Source organism: Bacillus proteolyticus (assembly GCF_001884065.1).
Classification (GTDB): Bacteria; Bacillota; Bacilli; order Bacillales; family Bacillaceae_G; genus Bacillus_A; species Bacillus_A proteolyticus.
On sequence record NZ_MACH01000008.1, the window covers coordinates 37,510 to 58,639 of the forward strand.

The 21,130-nt window shown below is 34.1% G+C and carries 17 protein-coding genes and 1 pseudogene; 11 read left to right on the top strand and 7 right to left on the bottom strand.

Features of this window, described 5'->3' with window-relative positions; all coding sequences use genetic code 11:
- Nucleotides 1-197 precede the first annotated feature (197 nt).
- Together BAQ49_RS01955 and BAQ49_RS01960 are read right to left on the bottom strand one after the other, a co-directional pair.
- Nucleotides 198-1,619, bottom strand: coding sequence for an oligosaccharide flippase family protein (locus tag BAQ49_RS01955; protein ID WP_071743992.1), 1,422 nt, complete (start codon nucleotides 1,617-1,619; stop codon nucleotides 198-200).
- Between the two features lie 93 nt (nucleotides 1,620-1,712).
- A complete protein-coding gene (locus tag BAQ49_RS01960; RefSeq protein ID WP_071743993.1) occupies nucleotides 1,713-2,693 on the bottom strand; it encodes a glycosyltransferase family 2 protein in 981 nt (326 codons plus the stop codon).
- A gap of 236 nt (nucleotides 2,694-2,929) precedes the next feature.
- On the opposite strand from BAQ49_RS01960, the gene BAQ49_RS01965 reads away from it, so the two are divergent.
- A complete protein-coding gene (locus tag BAQ49_RS01965; RefSeq protein ID WP_071743994.1) occupies nucleotides 2,930-4,201 on the top strand; it encodes a glycosyltransferase family 39 protein in 1,272 nt (423 codons plus the stop codon).
- 176 nt (nucleotides 4,202-4,377) lie between these two features.
- On the opposite strand, the gene BAQ49_RS01970 is transcribed toward BAQ49_RS01965, so the two are convergent.
- The 3 genes from BAQ49_RS01970 to BAQ49_RS01980 form a co-directional block, all read right to left on the bottom strand.
- On the bottom strand, nucleotides 4,378-4,740 hold the full coding sequence (locus tag BAQ49_RS01970) for a DUF2304 domain-containing protein (RefSeq protein WP_071743995.1): 363 nt from the start codon (nucleotides 4,738-4,740) through the stop codon (nucleotides 4,378-4,380).
- 6 nt (nucleotides 4,741-4,746) lie between these two features.
- Nucleotides 4,747-5,475 (bottom strand): glycosyltransferase family 2 protein, encoded by a 729-nt coding sequence (locus BAQ49_RS01975; protein ID WP_071743996.1) that lies wholly within the window; start codon nucleotides 5,473-5,475, stop codon nucleotides 4,747-4,749.
- 210 nt (nucleotides 5,476-5,685) lie between these two features.
- Nucleotides 5,686-6,198 (bottom strand): acyl-CoA thioesterase, encoded by a 513-nt coding sequence (locus BAQ49_RS01980; RefSeq protein WP_071743997.1) that lies wholly within the window; start codon nucleotides 6,196-6,198, stop codon nucleotides 5,686-5,688.
- 360 nt (nucleotides 6,199-6,558) lie between these two features.
- On the opposite strand from BAQ49_RS01980, the gene BAQ49_RS01985 reads away from it, so the two are divergent.
- Entirely contained in the window at nucleotides 6,559-7,872 is a 1,314-nt protein-coding gene (locus tag BAQ49_RS01985) for an ArnT family glycosyltransferase (RefSeq protein ID WP_071743998.1), read from the top strand.
- 185 nt (nucleotides 7,873-8,057) lie between these two features.
- Here the strand turns inward: BAQ49_RS01985 and BAQ49_RS01990 are convergent, their stop codons facing one another.
- Nucleotides 8,058-8,690 (bottom strand): trimeric intracellular cation channel family protein, encoded by a 633-nt coding sequence (locus BAQ49_RS01990; protein WP_000924380.1) that lies wholly within the window; start codon nucleotides 8,688-8,690, stop codon nucleotides 8,058-8,060.
- A 495-nt stretch (nucleotides 8,691-9,185) separates the two neighbouring features.
- Here BAQ49_RS01990 and BAQ49_RS01995 point away from each other — a divergent pair, with 495 nt between their 5' ends.
- The 8 genes and pseudogenes from BAQ49_RS01995 to BAQ49_RS33380 all read left to right on the top strand — a co-directional run bounded on the left by BAQ49_RS01995 (nucleotide 9,186) and on the right by BAQ49_RS33380 (nucleotide 18,482).
- Entirely contained in the window at nucleotides 9,186-10,637 is a 1,452-nt protein-coding gene (locus BAQ49_RS01995; protein ID WP_071743999.1) for an O-antigen ligase family protein, read from the top strand.
- 95 nt (nucleotides 10,638-10,732) lie between these two features.
- Nucleotides 10,733-11,842, top strand: coding sequence for a glycosyltransferase family 4 protein (locus BAQ49_RS02000; RefSeq protein WP_071744000.1), 1,110 nt, complete (start codon nucleotides 10,733-10,735; stop codon nucleotides 11,840-11,842).
- A gap of 21 nt (nucleotides 11,843-11,863) precedes the next feature.
- Nucleotides 11,864-12,604 carry a WecB/TagA/CpsF family glycosyltransferase gene (locus BAQ49_RS02005; protein WP_016131015.1) on the top strand — a complete coding sequence of 247 codons (741 nt, stop codon included), beginning with the start codon at nucleotides 11,864-11,866 and terminating at the stop codon, nucleotides 12,602-12,604.
- Between the two features lie 154 nt (nucleotides 12,605-12,758).
- Nucleotides 12,759-13,958 carry an MFS transporter gene (locus BAQ49_RS02015; RefSeq protein WP_071744001.1) on the top strand — a complete coding sequence of 400 codons (1,200 nt, stop codon included), beginning with the start codon at nucleotides 12,759-12,761 and terminating at the stop codon, nucleotides 13,956-13,958.
- A gap of 210 nt (nucleotides 13,959-14,168) precedes the next feature.
- The gene (locus BAQ49_RS02020; protein WP_071744002.1) at nucleotides 14,169-14,885 is read left to right on the top strand and encodes a LytR/AlgR family response regulator transcription factor; all 717 of its coding nucleotides are present in this window, start codon (nucleotides 14,169-14,171) and stop codon (nucleotides 14,883-14,885) included.
- Between the two features lie 122 nt (nucleotides 14,886-15,007).
- Complete coding sequence (gene cstA / locus BAQ49_RS02025) at nucleotides 15,008-17,083, top strand: carbon starvation protein CstA (RefSeq protein WP_071744003.1); 2,076 nt, start codon at nucleotides 15,008-15,010, stop codon at nucleotides 17,081-17,083.
- Nucleotides 17,076-17,279: a YbdD/YjiX family protein gene (locus BAQ49_RS02030; RefSeq protein ID WP_071744004.1), complete on the top strand. Its 204-nt coding sequence runs from the start codon at nucleotides 17,076-17,078 to the stop codon at nucleotides 17,277-17,279. Before cstA ends, BAQ49_RS02030 begins: the two co-directional genes overlap by 8 nt.
- A 147-nt stretch (nucleotides 17,280-17,426) precedes the next feature.
- Nucleotides 17,427-18,482 (top strand): annotated as a pseudogene (locus BAQ49_RS33380) (diguanylate cyclase).
- A 97-nt stretch (nucleotides 18,483-18,579) separates the two neighbouring features.
- Here the strand turns inward: BAQ49_RS33380 and pdxK are convergent.
- A complete protein-coding gene (gene pdxK / locus BAQ49_RS02040) occupies nucleotides 18,580-19,404 on the bottom strand; it encodes a pyridoxine/pyridoxal/pyridoxamine kinase (protein WP_071744005.1) in 825 nt (274 codons plus the stop codon).
- 134 nt (nucleotides 19,405-19,538) lie between these two features.
- On the opposite strand from pdxK, the gene BAQ49_RS02045 reads away from it, so the two are divergent.
- Nucleotides 19,539-21,110 carry a GAF domain-containing sensor histidine kinase gene (locus tag BAQ49_RS02045; protein ID WP_071744006.1) on the top strand — a complete coding sequence of 524 codons (1,572 nt, stop codon included), beginning with the start codon at nucleotides 19,539-19,541 and terminating at the stop codon, nucleotides 21,108-21,110.
- The last annotated feature ends 20 nt before the right edge of the window (nucleotides 21,111-21,130 follow it).

Here is a 21,130-nt window from a genome sequence, read left to right on the forward strand (position 1 = left end):
TTTGCAAGATTAACATCGCGTTGTTTCTGGGAAAATATAGAGTGTAATTGAAAGGTGTTTAATTACATTGTGGGATATGAAAAATGTCGTCGAGAAGAGTTGGTGTTATTAAGGGTCAAAAGAAACCATTTTATATGTAGAGGATAATAAATAAAAAGCCAAGTTCTTTTTCATAAAGATGAAAAAGAACTTGGCCTTTATGCTATTTTCTTACCTAGCTTTTTCTTTACAAATCCTAAAATCAACCCACGTATTTGAGGGTCAATGGCAAGACCGATAATACCGTACAATATACCAGTAAATGTTAAAGCTATTAGTGGTGGTAAGTTAATTAATACTGTGCGGTATATTGCGTAACTGACTATAAATGCTAGTGCATTGAATATTATTCCTTTGAATAGTAATGAAAAGCCTTTACGAACGAATAAAGTAAATCCGATTAATAATGTAATCTCGGTAATGATCGCAGCTGCCGCAGCTCCCATCATTCCAAATTGGCTACCTAATGCGATGTAACTTATAATAGCGACAGCTAATCCAATTCCCATCGTTGTCGCACGTTTCCACTGTTGACCAATTGTTGTTAAATTATCAGCAAGTGGATAGTTGATAGATTGTAAAATGACCATAAAGGCTAAAATTGCAAGAGCATCACCAGCTGGTGCATACTCTTCCCCTAATAAAGTAACAATCCAAAAGCTTGGATCAGCGATAAATGGGATAGAAATTCCCATTCCTAAGAAAGACATAAGCTTTAATTCAAACAGAGATAGTTTTCTATGTTCATCAATATTCTTTTCATTTCCAAAAGTAAATAACTTTGGATAAAAGGCTGCTGCAATTACACCTGGTATTTGATAAAGTACAGCGGGTATTTTCGATGCAGCGCCAAAGAATCCAACTTGCTCATACGTTGAAACTTTTTCTAATATAATAGGCCCTAACTGTGGTAAGAGCATAATGATAATGCCATTGATTGTGAAAATTAGTAATTGATTTAAAATACCTTTGTCCCAGCCTTTATGAACTGTTGTATGGCGGAGCACCATTATAAAGGCGATGACTCCTGTTACAAGACTAGATATACCGTACATGGCAGCGACCATCATAAGTGACCATTTAAATGACATTCCTAGTAGAAGCGCAGCTGCGGCTGTGACACCTTGTATTACAGAAATAATCGCTGTAAATTGCATACGTTCTGTAACTTGGAAATAAGCCATTCCCACACCTTGTAAAGTTGCTCCAAACATGGTCGGTAATACAACCCAATATACCATGGCGCGTAAGTAAGCATCAGTATAGAAGAACTGAGCAAAAATAGCGAAGAGTACGGAAATTACGATAGCTAATACTAAACGAATGCGTAAATAACTGCTGATTAGCACACTAATGTTAGCATCACTTCTCGTTCCTTCACGCATAAACGTATGTGTTAAACCTGCATCTGTAAAATAACAAATAACAGCGGAAACTGCTAATGCAGTTGTAAACATCCCATACTCACCTGGTGAAACATATCTTGCAAAGAAAATCGTCGCAATAGCAAGTACAAATCGAACAGTAATATTTCCTACAAAGAGGTAGGAGGCGTTTTTAAGGATTTTATTTGTTTTCATGGAAAAAGACCTTTCTATTCTTCAGGACGCGCTTCGTCCTATTTGTAAATTTGATTTGTTTACGGAAAGAATGTTTAGAAGCGTATTTTTTATTTAAGAAAACATAAACTTGATTCGTACAAACCAAAGCATCGCGTATAACTTCTTGCTTCGTTTTCCATTTTTTGAATAAATTTTGCGACAATATTTACTTATATCGCTTTTGATTAGTTGGACTTGTGATTTATCTAATTTAGAGCTGCTCTTAATGTATATACAAGCGTTATTAATGACTGTATATGGGAATAGGTAGGTTTCAAGAATTTCAAGAAGTTCTGTAGAATCATTCATGATTAAGTCTTTTGATTTATTATGAGCCCAATCCTTCATTCGATTAAATACTTCTAATTCTTTTGCTGTTTTTAATTCATAATCTTTATACTTTGAAGAAAGATTTCCTTCTGATAAGATTCGGTAATATGTCAAATATTCATCTACATAGCATACGTTTGCTACACTCATTAATTTAAATAGAAATTCTAAATCTTCTCCCCAGCTACATCCTGGTGTGAAACGAATGTTATGATCCATCACGATAGATCTTTTGAAAATCCAAGTACTCGTTTGAGCAACAACTTGATGCGTTAAGAAAGATTTCGTCATATCACCTTTAATAAAGTTTGTCGTGTGCTCAACTTTTTCACCAGTTTCTTCATAAAAGTTCATATAGCCACAATAACAAGCATTCATGTTGTTTTTATGCATGCTTTCAACTTGTTTTTCGATTTTTGTTGGATGCCATAAATCATCACTATCAAGAAAAGCAACATATTCTCCGCTAGCATTTTCAATTCCTGTATTACGAGCAACAGAAACACCTTGATTTTCTTGAGGGATATATTTTATTTGCCCTGGATATTTTTGCTCAAGATTTTTTACGATAGAAGCTGATTGATCTTTACTTCCGTCATCTACAATTACAATTTCAATATGTTTATATGTTTGATTTAGTATCGATTCCATCGTCTCTTCAATATATTTCTCTGCATTATATAAAGGAATAACAACTGAGACGAGTTGGTTTTGTTCTATCATAGAATTTTAACTCCTCAAATTTTTATTATGTAAATCTTTTTGTGAAAAAAGGTTATCAGAATACCTATCTGTATAAGTTTACCGCATATAAAGTTTGTAAATCAACTTTATGCATATAATAATTATTATTAAAAATATAGAAGTCCTATATGGAAATTGTTTATAATGAAAGGATGTATGTGTATATTTTTGTTTAAAATACAAATGTTTTGCAATAAAGGGGAGGAAACTTTAGAATGTTACAAAAGTATATTCGAAGACCTGAGTTAATAATATTGGGCATTATTCTGGTTATTGGCTTGATATTTCGGTTAATGACTTTAAAAACATACGGTAGTGATTTAACACTTGGTAGTGATGATTTAATGTATCAAAGAAACGCTGTCAATTTTTTAGAAACGGGTATGTTAACGTATCATGATCCGACAAAACCAACTGTTCATATTATGCCTGGACAAGTATTTTTATTAGCGGGCATATTCGCCATATTTGGGCACGGAAGCCTAGGGGTTTTATGTGCAAAATTAGTTATGATAACTTTTGGTATCTTAAGCATTTATATGACTTATAAGATTGGTACATATATCTTAAATCCAGCAGTTGGATTAATTGCTGCATTGCTATTAGCATTATACCCTCCTGAAGTGGTAGTAGAGAACTTGACGTTGACAGAAAGCCCGTATCTATTTCTATCATTAGGGCTATTATATTGGAGCTTGAAATTAGCAGATACGCATTCAATGAAAGATTTTTATATTATTTTATTATTCTACTTTGTAGCACTATATTTCAGGGTGCAAATCGCTTTATATCCAATTTTATTATTTGTATACCTTGTATTAAAACGCTATCCATTCCGCCTAATGATAAAGCAAGCCAGTATTAGTGTATTAGTGTTACTTGTTGTGCTTGGTCCTTGGTGGGCACGTAATTATATTCAATTTCACAAGTTTATCCCGCTTACAGCAGGTTCAGGTAATCCGTTGCTACTGGGCACATATCAAGGTGAAGGTTATCCGCCTGGAAAAAGTGTGGAAGAAATTGATGCGGAAATTCTCGCGAAATATCCGGGTATAGAAGCGCATGAATTAATGGCGAAGCAACAAGAAGTAGCGATGGACCGTATTAAGGAATGGTGGCATACAGATAAAAAATCAATGCTGAAAAGTTATTTGATTTTAAAGCCACAAATCTTCTGGGAAAAGGCATATTATTATCCAGCCACTCCAATTAGTATTTTTGATATATCTGGAGAAGATATGAAGAAAATTTATGACCCAATTAAAAAAGGCTTCATAATTTGCTCCATCTTAGCATTTGCATTCTGTTGGAGAAGATGGAGGGAGTATTCGTTTTTATGGATAAGTATTTTATTCCAAACTTATTTCAATAGCTTATACCTTGCATATGATCGTTATGCACTCCCATTGATGCCAATGCTATTTATAATGATAGGTGTAGGTATTGTCGCAACTGTTATGAGAGTTAGCAGACCATTCCTAAAATAGGTATATATATATATAATAAATATTTATATATATCGCTGTACGGAATAGAAGGTTATAATAAGAAAAATTGTATGCAAGTTATACGATTCGATTAAATTTATAAAAAACATTTCATCTAAGAGATATATTTAAAAAAATGACCTACTTTCTAAAAATAGAAAGTAGGTCATTTTTAATTATGCATCGTGTAAAGAATCATTTTGTTCTTTATTATTTAATTTTTGTTTTAGTAGCGCATAATCTTGTGTCAAGGTTACAAGTTGGTGATGCTGTTTAGAAACCTTACGAGTTAAATCAAAAATTAAAATAAAGCAGAATAAAAGTCCAAACAAGAATAAAACAGATGGTGGGTATTCCACGTGTAATAGCTTCCCAATCCAATTTATAATTTTATCTGTAGAGCTTAAAATTGCCATTGCGATACAAACGAAAATCCAAAGGATAGAATATTTTGTGTCTAAAGCACCTCTACGTATAGAATTAATAATTAGGAAAAATAATAATAAGATAAAGATAAATGAAAAGGTAATTATAGGCATGAATTATCAACCTTTCACAATTTTTTGCATTAATATGGCTAAACTTACTTTAATCATGTAATATGCAGATTTTAAAGGTGTAATAGAAGATTGTCCCCCTTGTCTTTCTTGCATATTAACTGATATTTCCTTAATGCGAAGGTTCTTCTTTTTTAAGTGAATGAGCACTTCTGGCTCTGGATAATCTTTCGGATAATTGTGTGCGAAAATCTTAATTACTTCGCGATTAATAGCGCGGTATCCAGATGTTGGATCCATAAATGTTTGTTTTGTTAGTAATTTTAACAAGGCAGTAAAGTAAAATATTCCAATTCGTCTTGAAAGACTTCCTTTATATGCAGTTTTTTTCGTAAATCGAGACCCCAGTACCATATCGCATTGATCTTCAGCAATAGGTTGGATGATTTTATATAAATCTTCTGGGTTATGTTGTCCATCGGCATCAAATTGAATAGCGATATCATAACCATGTTCATAAGCATATTTGTATCCAGTCTGTACAGCTGACCCAATCCCTAAATTATAAGGTAGATTTACAAGATGTACCGGGAATGTTGTGACAATTGCAGGTGTTTTATCTTTGGATCCATCATTAATTACGCAAATATCTAATCCTACAAAGTGTTCTTTTAGTTCTAAAAGTCTTGTTAATGTATCTGCGATCGCTTCCTCTTCATTGTAAGCGGGAATGATAATCAAGGTTTTAGGTATTACAATTGGTACCTCAACAGACATATTGCACCATCCTTTATATGATAATAGGCATTATTATTTTTAGTAAACATCATCTAATATACCATTAATAGTATAACAAAATAAAGGGTAGGTTAGTGGATTATTTTGTAAATAGAGGTTAAGTTTAGATGGTTATATACGTTTATAATTTAAGGAGAAATAAAAAAACACAGGCGAACATATAGGAATGTTTACCTGTGTTAAATAGCGTTAAATGCTCCATGGTTTATTTAAAGTTAACACTTCAGCCATTTCTTTACTTTTCAAACGTCCTTTTTTTCTATTTTCTGCACGCTCTGAACCAGTTGTATGTAGCCAATGTTCTTCCTCTGTTTCAGGAATTACTTGTGGTACAGATGAAGGTTTTCCGTCTTTTAATGCGACAAATGTAATGAAACAAGTTGCGGCCATTCTACGCTCGCCTGCTAGTAAATCCTCTGCAATTACTTTTACGAAAACTTCCATTGAAGATTTTCCTGTATAACATACGAATGCTTCATAACAGACAGAATCTGCTTGGTGAATTGGAGTTAAAAAATCAACGGAATCGATAGATGCTGTTACGCAATGTTTGCGGCTATGTCTCGCAGCTGCGATTGAAGCGATACTATCAATTTCTGCTAATAATTTTCCCCCGAAAAGTGTTTGGTGATTATTTAAATCGTTAGGAAAAACACGTGTTGTTTTAATTGCTTTTGATTCTCGCATGAATTTCTTTTCCATATATTCATCCCCTATTTTTTGTTTTCAATCAGAGTGACATGTGTAAGTGGAGTACTCATATTAGATATTTAATGAAGTAAAGTGTTCCAAGAGGATTATCCCGCGAATAGCAAGCTAATAGTCAGTGGAGGATGAAACCCCCGCGGATTAAAGTTTCACTTTATTGAAATTTCTGTATTTGTATTCATGTAACTGAAAGAAAATTTATCGTATATAAAATGTAGTGTAAAAGAGGATTCGCTTACATTGCAAGTGAAAAAGTAATGACTATGTGTTTGTCATAGAAATTCCCTATTAACCTTGTGCCTATTCATGATAGAATCGTTTTGTTATAAATGGAAGTAGAGGTGCAATGGACATATGAATCATATACAAACAAATTTTTCGTCTTTCTTCAGTAAAATAACGATTGGTGCGATGCTCGCATTTTTTGTTTATAGTTGTTGGTCGGCTTTTGAAACAAGTAAGCAATTTTTTGGGGGAAGTACAACAAGTATAACAATCGTATTAGTGATTTTTGTTATTCTTATTTTGTTAGTGGCATCGATTTTGCAATATCGTTTTACAGATAAACAATTTCTTATCTTTCTTATAAGCATATCTATAGTTGTAAGATTTATCACAGTTCTATTTGTAGATGGTCCAATAATAGGTGACATGAAAGCTATGTATGAGTCTGCAAAGCAGATTGCAATTGGAAATAATATAGCGAATGTAGCGCAGTTACCTTTTATTATTTATGAATCGATCATCATTCGTATATTTGGTGATACGGTATTCGCTTTACAACTATTTAATATTTTATTTTGTACAGGAACTGCATTTTTCATTTATCGCATTGCGGCAAGGGTCTTTGGAGAAGAGTGTGGTCGTATCGCGTCCGTGTTTTATGCTTTATATATTCCAAATATATTTATGAGTTCTGTATTAACGGCGGAATCACTCGCAATATTTTTATTTTATTGTGCTTGTTACATATTTTTATATAAAGGATTGGATCATCCTTATATGTGGGTAATTTCAGCCGTTTTATTTGCGCTTAGCAATATGATTTTCCCAATGGGGTTATTTTTACCTATGTTTATAGCTGTATATGTGCTGTTAATTGAATTATTTCAATCAGCAACGAAGCAAAAATTACTATTAAAAATGATAGGAATACTTATTCTGTTTTATAGTACTCATTTTGGTGTGAGCTATGGTATCAAGATGATGGGAATGTCACAGTATACGATTTCTAATCAGAATTATGTTCAATCTGTTTTAATTGGAAAAAGTCAAAATGAAGAAAAAACATCTGAAAATCAAAGTGTAAAAGAGCAAATTGATCAAGAGTTAAAAGAAATGGAAGTAGAAAGATTTAAACTGTTAAAACCAGTTATTAACCAGTTTTCAAATGAGGGAATAAATTCTATTCTTTTTAAATGTGAAAAGCTTATATATATAGTGGTGACACTGTTTATGGCCATAGCTTTATTACATTTTCTAATTAAGAAACAGCAAAATGAAGGATATATGTTGTTTGTATTATTAATTACCGGATATGTATCGTTAAGGCTCTTTCAAGTAGATATGGCATACTATAATATCATTATGCCAGCTTTGTTTATTTTACAAAGCTTTGGTGTTTATATGGGTTATTTTTATTGCCAAAAAATATTTTTCAGAAAATAAAAGAATCCATTTCGGATTCTTTTTTTGTATCGATTCGCCTTATCGGTTTAGTTCTAGTTGTAAATTATCCGCCGTTAAGGCCATTTTCGAGGAATCGTCTTGAATACTCTTCATTACTTGTGGGATGGTTTCTAATTCATTTTCAACTTTTTATATATAATTACTCTATAGTATGTAGAATTCTCTTAATGGCCTTTATTAATTTTTGCATGTGTTTTAAAGAAAACTGGGAAATGTACATTATATATTACGGTGACTACACGAATAACGAATGTTATTAATAAACAAACATAGAAAGCTAATACGTGTGCCCCCATTGCATGTGTAATTAGGAAACTAACTGCTCCTAAAATAGAAGCAATTGCATATATCTCTTTTCGGAATACATACGGGATATCTTGAGCGCAAATGTCGCGTAAAATACCGCCCCCAATACCTGTAATAACTCCCATTGAAACGACTAAAAATGAGGCGTCAACGTGATGCGACATCGCTGCATTTGCACCAATAGCTGTAAATACACCTAAACCAACAGCATCAGAAAGCATAATAACAACTTGAAGTTTATTAATGCGCTCAAAAAACATACATGTGAATAATGCTGATAGTACACTTACAAAAAAGTAAATGGGTTTTACAAATGCGACAGGAGGCAGGTTACCAATCATAATATCACGAATAATACCGCCGCCGAGCGCAGTAGCTACAGCTAAACAAAGGACACCAAATAAATCTAGATCTTTTTTCAAACCAACTAATGTACCAGAAATGGCAGCGGCGATAATGCCAAGAAACGTAAATATATCGATTAATAACATGGCTTTAATTCCTTCCTCTTAAAGATGTTCCAGAGAAAAAATATACACTAAAGTTTTGGAAATAACAATTACTTTTCGCTACATGTAGAAAAATGGATGAAATAGCTAAAGAAAGCGTTTGAAAATGCTTGATAAGTAGCGATAAAGTAAAGTGAAAAAGTGTGGGAAGATTCATTGCATAGTTTTTTGATGTAGCTTAGTTAGAGGGATGGTACAATAGGAGAAGTCCGTTTTGTACATTTGTATAAAATGATAAAAAAATATTTTTGCACTGTCGAAAATAAGTGCATATGTGTTAGATAGTTTTTATAGGGATAGGAAAGGATAGCTAAAGGACAATGTTTTCGGTTACTAATAATGCTGGATTTGACTAGTTTCGGCATGAAAAATAGTTCTCAATTTAAATATGAGTTATGTTATAATTGCTAGGTGTGTTTAAACAGTAGAAAACTATGATTAAAAGATAATGTGAAGATTTTGTATGGAGGTCTTGGAATGTTAGCAAATCAAGCTAGGGTTAGATTTGAGCATTTTTTGCTCTTTTTTATTATTTTACAGCCTGTTTTAGATTTATTAACGTCTCTTAGCATTGAGTTATTAAAAGTAAATGCGACAGTTGGAATTATGGTAAGATTCCTCATTATGGCAATGGGTGGCATTTATATTTTAATTCAGGCAAAAGAAAGAGAAAATAGGAAGTTTTTGATTTATCTTGTATTACTAGGAGTTGTATTAGGAATAGGATTTATTAATAACAAGTTAATCAAGAGTCCTATTGTACTCGCAGAAGAAGTTAAATTCATTGGAAAAGCATTGTATATATATATTATGCTTGGCTCATACATTTTAGCTTTAAAATCACTGAAGAAGACAGTGAATATTAGCGATAAAGTTAGAAATAACATTGTGTATTCAACATTAATTATTAATGCTGTTATGGTTATTTCTATTACAACTTCTACAGACTTTGGAAGTTATGAGTGGATGAAAGTTGGTTCCCGAGGATGGTTCTATGCAGGTAATGAACTAGGGTCAATCTTAGCTATTATTTTCCCTATTGTGGTACTATATTCTATTCAAAAAACAAAGAGCGTGAAACACGTTTTATATTGGATTCCATCGCTTTTAATGATTTACTCGTTAATTCAAGTTGGTACGAAAGTAGGGATGGGCTCAATTGGTGCTACGTTAGCAGCAGCAATCGGGATTATCGTACTACAATTATTATTTGATAGAAGAAATCCAAACAAAAGGTCCCTTGTACTTAATGGATTAATTGCTATTGCCCTATTAGCTGGTGTTGTCGGAACGTTTAAAATGACGCCATTAGCCCAAAATATGGGTATTCATAACAACTATTTATCAGAACAAAATGTAGCGCAGCAAGGTCAAAAAGAAAAAGAAATTAAAGAGAAAATTAAAAAAGAAGAAAAACAACATAAAGTTGAGAAGCCAGAAGAAAAGGCGAAGGTAGAAGCGGAAGTTAAGAAAGAGCTTGAGAAAGAGCAAAAGAAAGAAAATCAAGAAAATCTTATTTTCAGCGGACGTCAAGTATATGAAGAAAGACATAAGCAATTCTTTAAGGAAGCGCCAATGTCACAAAAACTATTCGGAATGGGTTACGCAGGTAACTTTAAGTATAACGAACAAAAACAACCAGATCCGAAGTTAATTGAAATGGACTTCCATGATTGGTTTTATGATTTCGGAATTATTGGTTTTGTATTAATGATGATTCCATTTATTTATTATGGCTTAAGAATCTTGATAGCATTTGTTACAAGATTTAAGGAAATATTTAATATAAAATATGGAATGATTTCAGCAAGCTTAGTATTAGCACTAGGTATTGCGTACATTGCAGGACATATTTTGACAGCACCAGGAGTGGGAATTTACTTTGTAGTGGTGTTAGCTTATCTAATTGTAGATTTAGAAATTGAATGATAAAAATAAAAGCTAACTTTTGTTAGCTTTTATTTTTTAGTACAGTAAAATAAAGATAGATGGAAATGTAGCGAGGATTTAAAGGAGGAAAAAATATGAGGATATTGCATATGAATGCAGGAGCAGAAGATGGTGGAGGAAAAACACATATTATTTCACTGCTCGATCAGTTTCCGGATGGTGAAGTAGAATTAGCAGTATTTGAAGATGGAATTGTTGCGAAAGAAGCAAGAGAGCTAGGGATAAAAGTTCATGTGTTTTCACAAAAATCTCGCTATGATTTATCCATTTTAAAAAACATAAGTGAATTCATTAATAAAGAAAAATTTGATGTAGTTCATACACACGGTCCTAGGGCAAATTTCTTTGTTTCTTTAATGAAAAAGAAATTCGCGGCAAAATGGGTAACGACAATTCATAGTGATCCATTTCAAGACTTCACTAAACAAGGCCTAAAAGGTTGGATTTTTACTAAGTTAAATTTAAAAGCTTTAAAAAATATAGATTTATTTTTTGTTGTAACGAATAGGTTGAAAAAAAGCTTAGCGGCATTAGGGATTTCAAATGAAAAGATGCATGTTATTTATAACGGTATTGAATATGATCAGGAAAAAGCAGCTGGCTATAATAACAAGGAAATGTTTAATATTGATGAAGATGTGTTTACGGCAATCCAAGTAGCACGTCTGCATCCTGTTAAAGGACATGAAGTTTTATTCGATGCGTTACAACAAACAAAATTGGAGAAGATTAAAGTATTATTAGTTGGTGACGGGCCGTTAGAAGGAGAGTTAAAGGCGTTAGCTACTGAAAAAGGAATTAATGATAAAGTTGAATTTTTAGGGCACCGTCAAGATGTGAAACGATTATTTGCTTCATCACATGTAAATTTATTAACTTCCCATAGCGAAGGATTTCCATTAGTTTTATTAGAAGCGGCAAATCAGCGTGTACCATCAATTGTGACTAGAGCGGGAGAGATCGAGCCGTTAATCGCAGACGAAACTTACGGATGGATTGTGCCAACTGGTGATGGAAAAGCATTAGCATCGGCATTAGAAGAAGCGTATGATAAGTGGAAAACTGGAGAGTTAGCAGCAATGGGTAAACATATTTATGAGCATGCTACTATGAACTTCTCACTTCAAAAATTATATGAAGATACGAAAGAAACATATCAGCAATTAATAACGAAAAACCTTTAATGATAGAGAGGATAGTTAAATATGGCAGTACAAACGGTTGATATTCTAGGTGTTCCTTTTTCTACAATGACAATGGATGAAACAATCCAATATTTAAAGAAACAACTAGAATTGGAGCAAACTCATACTTTTCAGGTAGTAACAGCGAATCCTGAAATTGTTATGTGCGCAAAAAAGGATGAAAAATTCCATAAAACATTATTAAATACAGATTTAATTACACCTGATGGTATCGGGGTTGTTAAAGCAAGTGGTATGCTTGGTACACCGTTAAAAGAGCGTGTGGCAGGTTTTGACTTAATGTGTAATTTACTTGCAAAGTTATCGGAAGATAATAGACCAGTATCTGTTTTCTTATTAGGTGCAAAACCACATGTTGTACAAGCTGCAGCTAATCATTTAACGAAGACATATTCGGCTGTATCTATTGTGGGTACACAAGATGGGTATTTTAAACAAGAAGAAGAAGAGAATATTGTTTCTCGTATTCAAGAAGCAAAACCAGATCTATTACTTGTTGCGCTGGGCTTCCCAAGACAAGAAAACTTTATCCAAAACAATAAGCATCGTTTAGAAACGAAAATGGCTGTTGGAGTAGGCGGTAGTTTAGATGTGTGGGCTGGAGAGGTAAAACGTGCGCCAAAATGGATCCAAGCTATTAACTTAGAGTGGTTTTACAGATTATGTAGTAATCCAACACGCTGGCGTCGTCAGTTAGTACTAGCTGAGTTTTTAAAAGAAGTAATGCGTTCAAAAAAGTAGCGGAACATCGCTACTTTTTTTATTTGTTTATTTTTGATAAACATTTTACCTTTGGGGAATGATGAAGGAGAATTTTTTACACGAAAGTATTTTACTTATACAATACACACATGTAAAATGATGTGTAAAGACAGCTGTGTAAGGAGGACTTCTTGTGAGCAAGGTAAAAGAAATTTCGAAGCGAAAGCTACTTGGTATAGCGGGGCTTGGATGGCTATTTGACGCAATGGATGTTGGAATGCTTTCATTTGTAATAGTGGCGTTGCAAAAAGATTGGGGATTAAGTACTCAAGAGATGGGTTGGATAGGTAGTATTAACTCAATTGGTATGGCTGTAGGAGCGCTTGTCTTTGGGGTACTATCAGATAAAATAGGACGGAAATCGGTCTTCATTATTACATTATTACTATTTTCTATTGGTAGTGGCTTAACAGCCTTAACGACGACACTCACAATGTTCCTCGTGTTACGCTTTTTAATTGGTATGGGACTCGGCGGAGAACTCCCAGTTGCATCTACCCTCGTATCAGAGAGTGTTGAAGCGCACGAACGTGGGAAAATAGTTGTACTATTAGAAAGCTTTTGGGCTGGTGGCTGGTTAATTGCAGCTCTTATCTCGTACTTTGTGATTCCTAAATACGGTTGGGAAGTTGCGATGGTATTAAGTGCAGTTCCGGCTTTATATGCTTTATATTTAAGATGGAATTTACCCGATTCTCCAAGGTTTCAAAAGGTTGAAAAAAGGCCATCTATTATTGAGAATATAAAATCGGTTTGGTCTGGGAAGTATCGTAAAGCAACAATTATGTTATGGATTTTATGGTTTTGTGTTGTCTTTTCCTATTATGGAATGTTCCTTTGGTTACCTAGTGTAATGGTACTGAAAGGTTTTAGTTTAATAAAAAGTTTCCAGTACGTACTTATTATGACATTAGCTCAATTACCAGGATATTTTACAGCAGCATGGTTTATTGAACGTCTTGGTCGTAAATTTGTATTGGTTACGTATTTAATTGGTACAGCATGTAGTGCTTATGTGTTCGGAATTGCGGATTCATTAACAGCATTAATAGTAGCGGGTATGTTATTATCCTTCTTTAACTTAGGTGCTTGGGGTGCATTATACGCTTACACACCTGAACAGTATCCAACAGTTATTCGCGGTACGGGTGCAGGAATGGCAGCGGCATTTGGACGTATTGGTGGTATTCTTGGACCACTATTAGTAGGATATTTAGTTGCTTCACAAGCTTCACTATCGCTAATATTTACGATTTTCTGTGGATCAATTTTAATTGGGGCACTTGCTGTGATTATACTTGGGCAAGAAACGAAACAGCAGGAATTGGTATAAAGTGAAACTTTAATTAGTGGAGGTTTCATCTATTCCCCACTGATTATTAGCACGCACCAATCGAGATAAAAGAAAAGGGGAAACCAAAGTGGTTTCCTTTTTTCTGTTTTTTTAGATAAATAATGGTATAGTAAGAAAAAGGGATTGTTTCTTACTAAAGCGAATGTATACAACAAGACATATGGACAAAGGAATTAGGTGGTTGGATAAATGAAAATTTTACTTATCATGGAAGAGACAGAAGAGCGAAGAAAATTAGTTGAGTACTTTACTGAGAACATTCGAAATGTAGAATGTTTTGAAGCGAGAACCGGAACAGAATCTTTGCTAATAATGAAAAAACATACACCTGATTTTGTTTTTTTAAATTCGCAATTAGTAGACGGCACTGGTTTTGAATATTCGAGCTTGTTACGAGAAGTGAATTGTTATACAAAATTTATTTTTATTGGTGAGGATATAGAAGAGACAATTACAGCTTTTCGTTTCCAAGCATTTTATTATTTATTGCAACCATTTCGTGAAGAAGATTTACAATTCATTTTATATAAAATGGGGAAAGAAAAAAGTGAGAAAGCAAAGAGTCATTTGCGTAAACTGCCGATAGAAGGCCATGAGGGAATTAGATATATTTTTCCAGAGGATATTATATATGTAAGTAAAAATAAGGAAAATAAAACAGTTTCAATTTATACAACGAATAATCATCATATTTCAACATATACACTTCAGGAATTAGAAAATAAGCTTAATGCATATGATTTTTTACGTGTACATAAAAGCTATTTAATTAATATGTTATATGTACAAGAACTTAAACCTTATTATAATGGCACGTATAATTTGTATTTAGACGGGTACGATGAGCAACCGATTCCAGTAAGTCGTAATTATGTAAAACGACTTCGAAATAAAATTGAACTATGACAAGTAATGAGAGAATTTTAACATGATAAACTAGAAATCCTTCATGATAAGGAGGATTTAACTTAAATATTCAGAAAATTTAGTACAATCTCCACTAAGAAGTAGTAATGGGGGGATTGTATGTGAAAACGTTGAAGTCAATTTTACTTTGGGGAGTTATTGCAGCACTAGGAGCATCTGCTTTTGGTGTAATAGCCTTATCTCAAGGCGAAACAATTAATGCTGTATGGCTATTAGTTGCTGCTGTATCAGTGTATGCGATTGCTTATCGCTTTTATAGTAGATTTATAGCGAGGAAAGTTTTCGGACTAGATAATAATAGGCAAACACCTGCTCATGCATTAAATGATGGGAAGGATTATGTTCCGACAAATAAATGGGTTTTATTTGGCCATCACTTTGCAGCGATTGCAGGGGCAGGTCCTTTAGTAGGTCCAATTTTGGCGGCGCAGATGGGCTATTTACCCGGGACAATTTGGATTATCGTTGGAGTAGTTATTGCTGGAGCTGTACAAGATTTTGTAATTTTATTTGCTTCAATGAGACGTAACGGTAAATCATTAGGAGAAATGATTAAAGATGAGATTGGTCCTGTAACAGGATTAATTGCGATGATTGGTATTTTAGGTATTATGATAATTTTATTAGCGGTATTAGCTTTAGTAGTCGTGAAAGCGCTCGTTGGAAGTCCGTGGGGAATGTTTACAATCACAGCAACGATTCCAATTGCTATTTTAATGGGAGTTTATATGCGTTACATTAGGCCAGGACGTGTAGGAGAAGGATCAGTAATTGGTATTATTTTACTAGTTTTATCTCTTGTTGGAGGACAATATGTAGCAGAAAATCCGACGCTTGCAAGTATGTTTACTTTTAGTGGTGAGACAATTGCTATTATGCTTATCGTATATGGATTTATTGCATCAGCATTACCAGTTTGGATGCTTCTTGCACCACGAGATTATTTAAGTACATTTTTAAAAATAGGAACGATACTTGGATTAGCAATTGGCATTTTAGTTGTAGCTCCAGATTTAAAGATGCCGGCAGTATCTCAATTTATTGATGGAACAGGACCTGTTTTCTCTGGAAATTTATTCCCGTTCTTATTTATTACAATAGCTTGCGGTGCTGTGTCTGGATTCCACGCTCTCGTTTCATCGGGTACGACACCGAAAATGATTGAGGAAGAAGGCCATGCAAGGCCAATCGGTTATGGAGCGATGTTGATGGAGTCGTTTGTAGCGGCGATGGCTATGATTGCAGCTTGTGTATTAACACCAGGAACTTATTTTGCAATTAATAGCCCAGCAGCACTAATTGGGACTGATGTATCACAAGCAGCTCAAGTTATTTCCTCATGGGGATTTGCTATTACACCGAATGAATTAAAAGAACTTGCTGTTAATGTCGGAGAACAGACCATTTTATCACGTACAGGTGGCGCACCAACATTAGCAATTGGTATGGCGTATATATTTTCACAAGTAATGGGCGGAACAGCGATGATGGCATTTTGGTACCATTTTGCGATTCTTTTTGAAGCACTATTTATTTTAACGACGATTGATGCTGGAACACGTGTAGGGCGATTTATGATTCAAGACATTTTAGGACATGTATATAAGCCGTTTGCGAAAACAGATTCTACATTAGCAAATGTGATAGCTACAACACTATGTGTACTAGGGTGGGGGTACTTTTTATATCAAGGGGTGGTAGATCCTCTTGGCGGAATTAATACGCTATGGCCACTTTTTGGTATTGCAAACCAAATGTTAGCAGGTATTGCATTATTACTTGGAACGACAATTTTGTTCAAAATGGGGAAAAAAGCATATGTTTGGGTGACACTTATTCCAACTGTCGGATTGCTTATTGTAACAATGACAGCTGGTTATCAAAAGCTATTTCATGAAAATCCTAAAATAGGATTTCTATCACATGCGAAAGTATTCCAGGGAGCATTAGATGACGGGAAGGTATTAGCTCCAGCTAAAAACGTTGCGCAAATGAAACAAATTATTTTTAATGACTATATTGATGCGGCACTTTGTGGGATTTTTATGATAGTTGTAATCGCTGTATTAATTTCTGCACTTCGAATTTGGATCCAAGTATTAAGAAATAAGCCGATGCCGCTAAAAGAGGCGCCATATATTCCTAGAGATGAAAGTGAGTCGAGGAACTATGCTTAAAAGTTTACGGAACGTATGGAGAAAGAGAAAGCAATTTATTAGTTTGCTTGTTGGAGTTCCAAGTTATGAAACGTATGTAAATCATATGAAAGCGCATCATCCAGAAGAGAAAATTCTATGTCAAAAGCAATTTTTTGCTGAGGCACAAGAAGCTAGATTTAATGCAAAAGGCGGAAAGATATCACGATGTTGCTAATGGAGGAGACGAAATTTCGTCTCCTCTTTTATTTTACTGTTCCACGTGGAACAGTAAAATAAAAGATATTGGGAATTATAGGGATTCCGTAATACAATAGCATATGGAAAGAGATAGATGGAAAAGAAAAAGTAGGGAGATTATTTTATGTTCAGAGATCTATTTGTAAATATGACAATCATTCTTTCCTTTATCTTTGTAGGTGCTCAGCTTTTAAGAGATAAGCCGTTAAAAGAAGGGTTCTCTTTTTGGCAGAAATGTTTGGTCGGTATTTTAACTGGAATATTGGGTATATTATTGATGCATTTTGGTGTACATATTGAAGATATTATGTTGGATTTACGTTATTTAGCAGTTATTTTGGCAGTTATAATTGGTGGCCCAATAGCTAGTAGTATAACAGTTATGATCATTTTAATAACGCGGGTGCTTTTTACTGAGTATTCTTTAGCCTCTGAATTGGCTTGCTATACTATCGTGGCAATAGGGATTGGCATTACCCTTATTTGGCGAATGAAAATTTCTATATTTACAAAATGGATAGGGTTCAATGTGTGCAGTTTGTCTATTTTAATACTGCCACTTTATATTTTATTTAAGGATATGTATGTAGTTTCATTATATTTAGTTTGCTGTATTGTAGCGGCATACATCACATTTGTAAGTACAAGTTACGTATTGCAATCAAATGAATTATTTCAAACGATGAAGCATTAAGCAACAATAGATGCATTAACGAATCTAGGAAATGTAAGGCAATTTGATTTAGAGATGAATCGTCATATTGATAACAAGTATATGAAAAATAATTCACTCTGTTTATTACTTATCGATATTGATCACTTTAAGTATGTAAATGATACATACGGTCATCCTGCTGGGGATGAAGTGTTAAAACAAGTAGAGCGTATTTTGTTAGCGAATGGACCATTCTCTAATTTGGTTTTTCGAAAGGGTGGCGAAGAATTTGCCTTGTTGATACCGAAAAAGGGATTAGCATTTAGAACTCGTATAGGGGAACAAATTCGACTAGCTGTTGAAAAGCATTCATTCCAACTGAAAAACGGAACAAAAATTAAAATTACAGTTTCTGTTGGGATTTCAGAGTATAAAAAATCACCTGAGCAATTTATTCAAGCAGCGGATGATGCATTATATTATTCAAAAAGAAATGGTAGAAACCAAGTTAGTTCAGCATCATAGGAATTCGAGGAGTAATTTAAAACATTTTTGCAAAACATACTAAAACCGACAGAGCAATGAATGCTCTGTCGGTTTTAGTATGTTTTTTAATTTATTATTAGACAAGCTCTTTCTGTGCAACGAATTTGCGGTATGCACCGTGATGTGTTGGTCCTACATACTCGTTAATTTTGAATGAATGACGAATTGCAGCTGTGATGAATTCTTTTGCAGTTTTTACCGCTTCTTTTACAGTTTTTCCTTTTGCAAGTTCTGCTGTAATTGCAGCAGAATATGTACAACCTGCACCGTGTGTATTTGTCGTATCAATCTTTTCTGATTCTAGAAGATCGAATGTGTCACCGTCATATAATACATCAATAGCAGTTTCTGTACCTAGTTTGCTACCACCTTTAATTAGTACGTATTTAGCACCTAAAGCATGGATTTTCTTTGCAGCTTCTTTCATGTCCTCAAGAGAATTAATTTTCACACCACTTAATTGATACGCCTCAAATAAGTTTGGCGTTACAACTAGTGCCTTTGGAACAAGAACGTCACGTAAGCAGTCGTTTGTTTCAGGGTGTAACGCTTCATCGGCCCCTTTACATACCATAACAGGATCAACTACTACATTTTTGAAATTGTGCTTTTCAATTGTTTCCGCAACCATTTCGATAATTTCTACTGATCCAAGCATACCTGTTTTTAAAGCATCTACGCCAACACCTTCAATTGTTGTTTCTAATTGTGGTTTTAATGTAGAAGCCGCGATTGGGAATACGTTATGTGCCCAACCGTTATGTGGGTCCATCGTTACGATTGTCGTAAGAGATGTCATTCCATATACGCCAAGTTCTTGGAATGTTTTTAAATCTGCTTGTATACCAGCACCGCCACTTGTGTCAGAACCCGCGATTGTAAGTGCCTTATTTAATGTCATTATGAAAGCCCCCTCAAGTGATATAATGAAAACTATGTTTTCACTATTATATCAATGTTACGAATAAGTACAAAGTGAAAAGTAGATGATTTATGTTAAGTACTATTTAAAATCTTGTATGCAGGAGACGAATTATGTTTCAAGAGAATCGTACAAATGAATTAGTTATATTAAAAGAGATTGCAGAAACGTTGAATACCTCAAATGATACCTATCATGTATTGCAAGCGGTCCTAGAAAAATTACTAAGTGTAACAGGTTTAACGACAGGATGGATTTTTCTTGCGGATGAAAATGGGAAGTATACGAAGTTAATCGATTACCAATTACCAGAGGCACTTACATATGAAAATAAACGCCCGATGTGTGAAGGTGAGTGTTGGTGTTTACGAGGATTTGTAGATGGAAAATTAAAACGAGCAGTTAATATTATTGAATGTAAAAGAATTAATAATGCAATTGAATATAATTGGGGAGATACGGAAGGAATTCTTCATCATGCTACGGTTCCTTTAAAAGCTGGAGGAGAAAAGTTTGGCGTATTAAATGTAGCAAGTCCAGGTAAAACACATTTTTCGGAAGAAGAATTAGTACTACTCCAATCCGTTTCTTTCCAAATTGGAACGGCTTTAAAGCGGGCAAAACTATATGAAAATGAAAAGCGAAGAGCGCATTATTATGTGAAATTGGAGCGTTTTATTCAAACCTTAAGAGCGATTCATAAATTTAATGCATTGCCAGAGGGGATTGTAGAACAAATAGGGAAATTATTTCTATGGGAGCAAGTTGTATTCTTCATTAGAGAAGAAAATGAACTTGCTGTAAGGGCTTCTTATAAGATGGATGAGCTGCAAGAAGATTTGAAGTTAGCAGCACAGGAAGCGCTGGAAAAAGAAGAACCTGTTTTATTAAAGAGTCAGGTTAGTAATATAGCACATCCTAATAGTGCAGTTATTGCCATTCCGATACATATTCAAAATCATATATTTGGCGTATTAAGTGTAAGTTCTAATAATGGAGAATTTGATATAAATACGATAGATGTAGTACAGGCTTTAGCAAATCATATATCATTAATGATAGAAAACTTAAGGTTAAATGAAAAACGCCGAGAGCTTGTACGAATGGAGGAACGTAATCGTTTAGCTAGAGATTTGCATGACTCTGTATCACAAAAATTATTTTCATTAACTTTTATGACGAAGGGTGCTGAAGCTGTTTTAAAAGGCCGAAATGAAAAGGTAGATAGTTCTTTGTATGAAATGCGTGAACTAGCGCAAGGTGCTTTGAAAGAAATGAGGACCTTGATTTGGCAGCTTCGTCCGGCAGGATTAGAGAAAGGGTTATTACCAGCTCTAAAGCAATATGGCGAAAGTTTGGGATTGAAAATTCGGGAACAGGTTACTGGTGTTCGTGATTTGCCACGCGTAGTAGAGGAAGCGCTATGGCGAATTGGACAAGAATCTTTAAATAACGTAAGTAAGCATGCGAATGTACGAGAAGCGACGATTTATTTCAAGGTGACGGAGAAAAATGTATCATTAGAAATAATCGATCAAGGAAACGGCTTTGAAGAAAAGGATATAAAAGAGAAGAAATCACTTGGTATGACTACGATGCGTGAAAGAGTAGAATTAGTTGGTGGAACAATTAAAATTGTAAGTGATAAGAAAAGAACAAGTGTAAAAGTAAATGTACCATTATGATGTGAAAATGAGGGAAGTTT

Bases quoted from the DNA above. Each gene is read 5' to 3' on its own strand.
- BAQ49_RS01960 (WP_071743993.1), bottom strand. From the start codon at position 2,693: ATGATAGAACAAAACCAACTCGTCTCAGTTGTTATTCCTTTATATAAT.
- BAQ49_RS01980 (WP_071743997.1), bottom strand. From the start codon at position 6,198: ATGGAAAAGAAATTCATGCGAGAATCAAAAGCAATTAAAACAACACGT.
- BAQ49_RS02020 (WP_071744002.1), top strand. From the start codon at position 14,169: ATGAAAATTTTACTTATCATGGAAGAGACAGAAGAGCGAAGAAAATTA.
- pdxK (WP_071744005.1), bottom strand. From the start codon at position 19,404: ATGACATTAAATAAGGCACTTACAATCGCGGGTTCTGACACAAGTGGC.
- BAQ49_RS01985 (WP_071743998.1), top strand. From the start codon at position 6,559: ATGAATCATATACAAACAAATTTTTCGTCTTTCTTCAGTAAAATAACG.
- BAQ49_RS02030 (WP_071744004.1), top strand. From the start codon at position 17,076: ATGCTTAAAAGTTTACGGAACGTATGGAGAAAGAGAAAGCAATTTATT.
- BAQ49_RS01995 (WP_071743999.1), top strand. From the start codon at position 9,186: ATGTTAGCAAATCAAGCTAGGGTTAGATTTGAGCATTTTTTGCTCTTT.
- BAQ49_RS02000 (WP_071744000.1), top strand. From the start codon at position 10,733: ATGAGGATATTGCATATGAATGCAGGAGCAGAAGATGGTGGAGGAAAA.
- BAQ49_RS01965 (WP_071743994.1), top strand. From the start codon at position 2,930: ATGTTACAAAAGTATATTCGAAGACCTGAGTTAATAATATTGGGCATT.
- BAQ49_RS01955 (WP_071743992.1), bottom strand. From the start codon at position 1,619: ATGAAAACAAATAAAATCCTTAAAAACGCCTCCTACCTCTTTGTAGGA.
- BAQ49_RS02045 (WP_071744006.1), top strand. From the start codon at position 19,539: ATGTTTCAAGAGAATCGTACAAATGAATTAGTTATATTAAAAGAGATT.
- BAQ49_RS01990 (WP_000924380.1), bottom strand. From the start codon at position 8,690: ATGTTATTAATCGATATATTTACGTTTCTTGGCATTATCGCCGCTGCC.
- BAQ49_RS01970 (WP_071743995.1), bottom strand. From the start codon at position 4,740: ATGCCTATAATTACCTTTTCATTTATCTTTATCTTATTATTATTTTTC.
- BAQ49_RS02005 (WP_016131015.1), top strand. From the start codon at position 11,864: ATGGCAGTACAAACGGTTGATATTCTAGGTGTTCCTTTTTCTACAATG.
- BAQ49_RS01975 (WP_071743996.1), bottom strand. From the start codon at position 5,475: ATGTCTGTTGAGGTACCAATTGTAATACCTAAAACCTTGATTATCATT.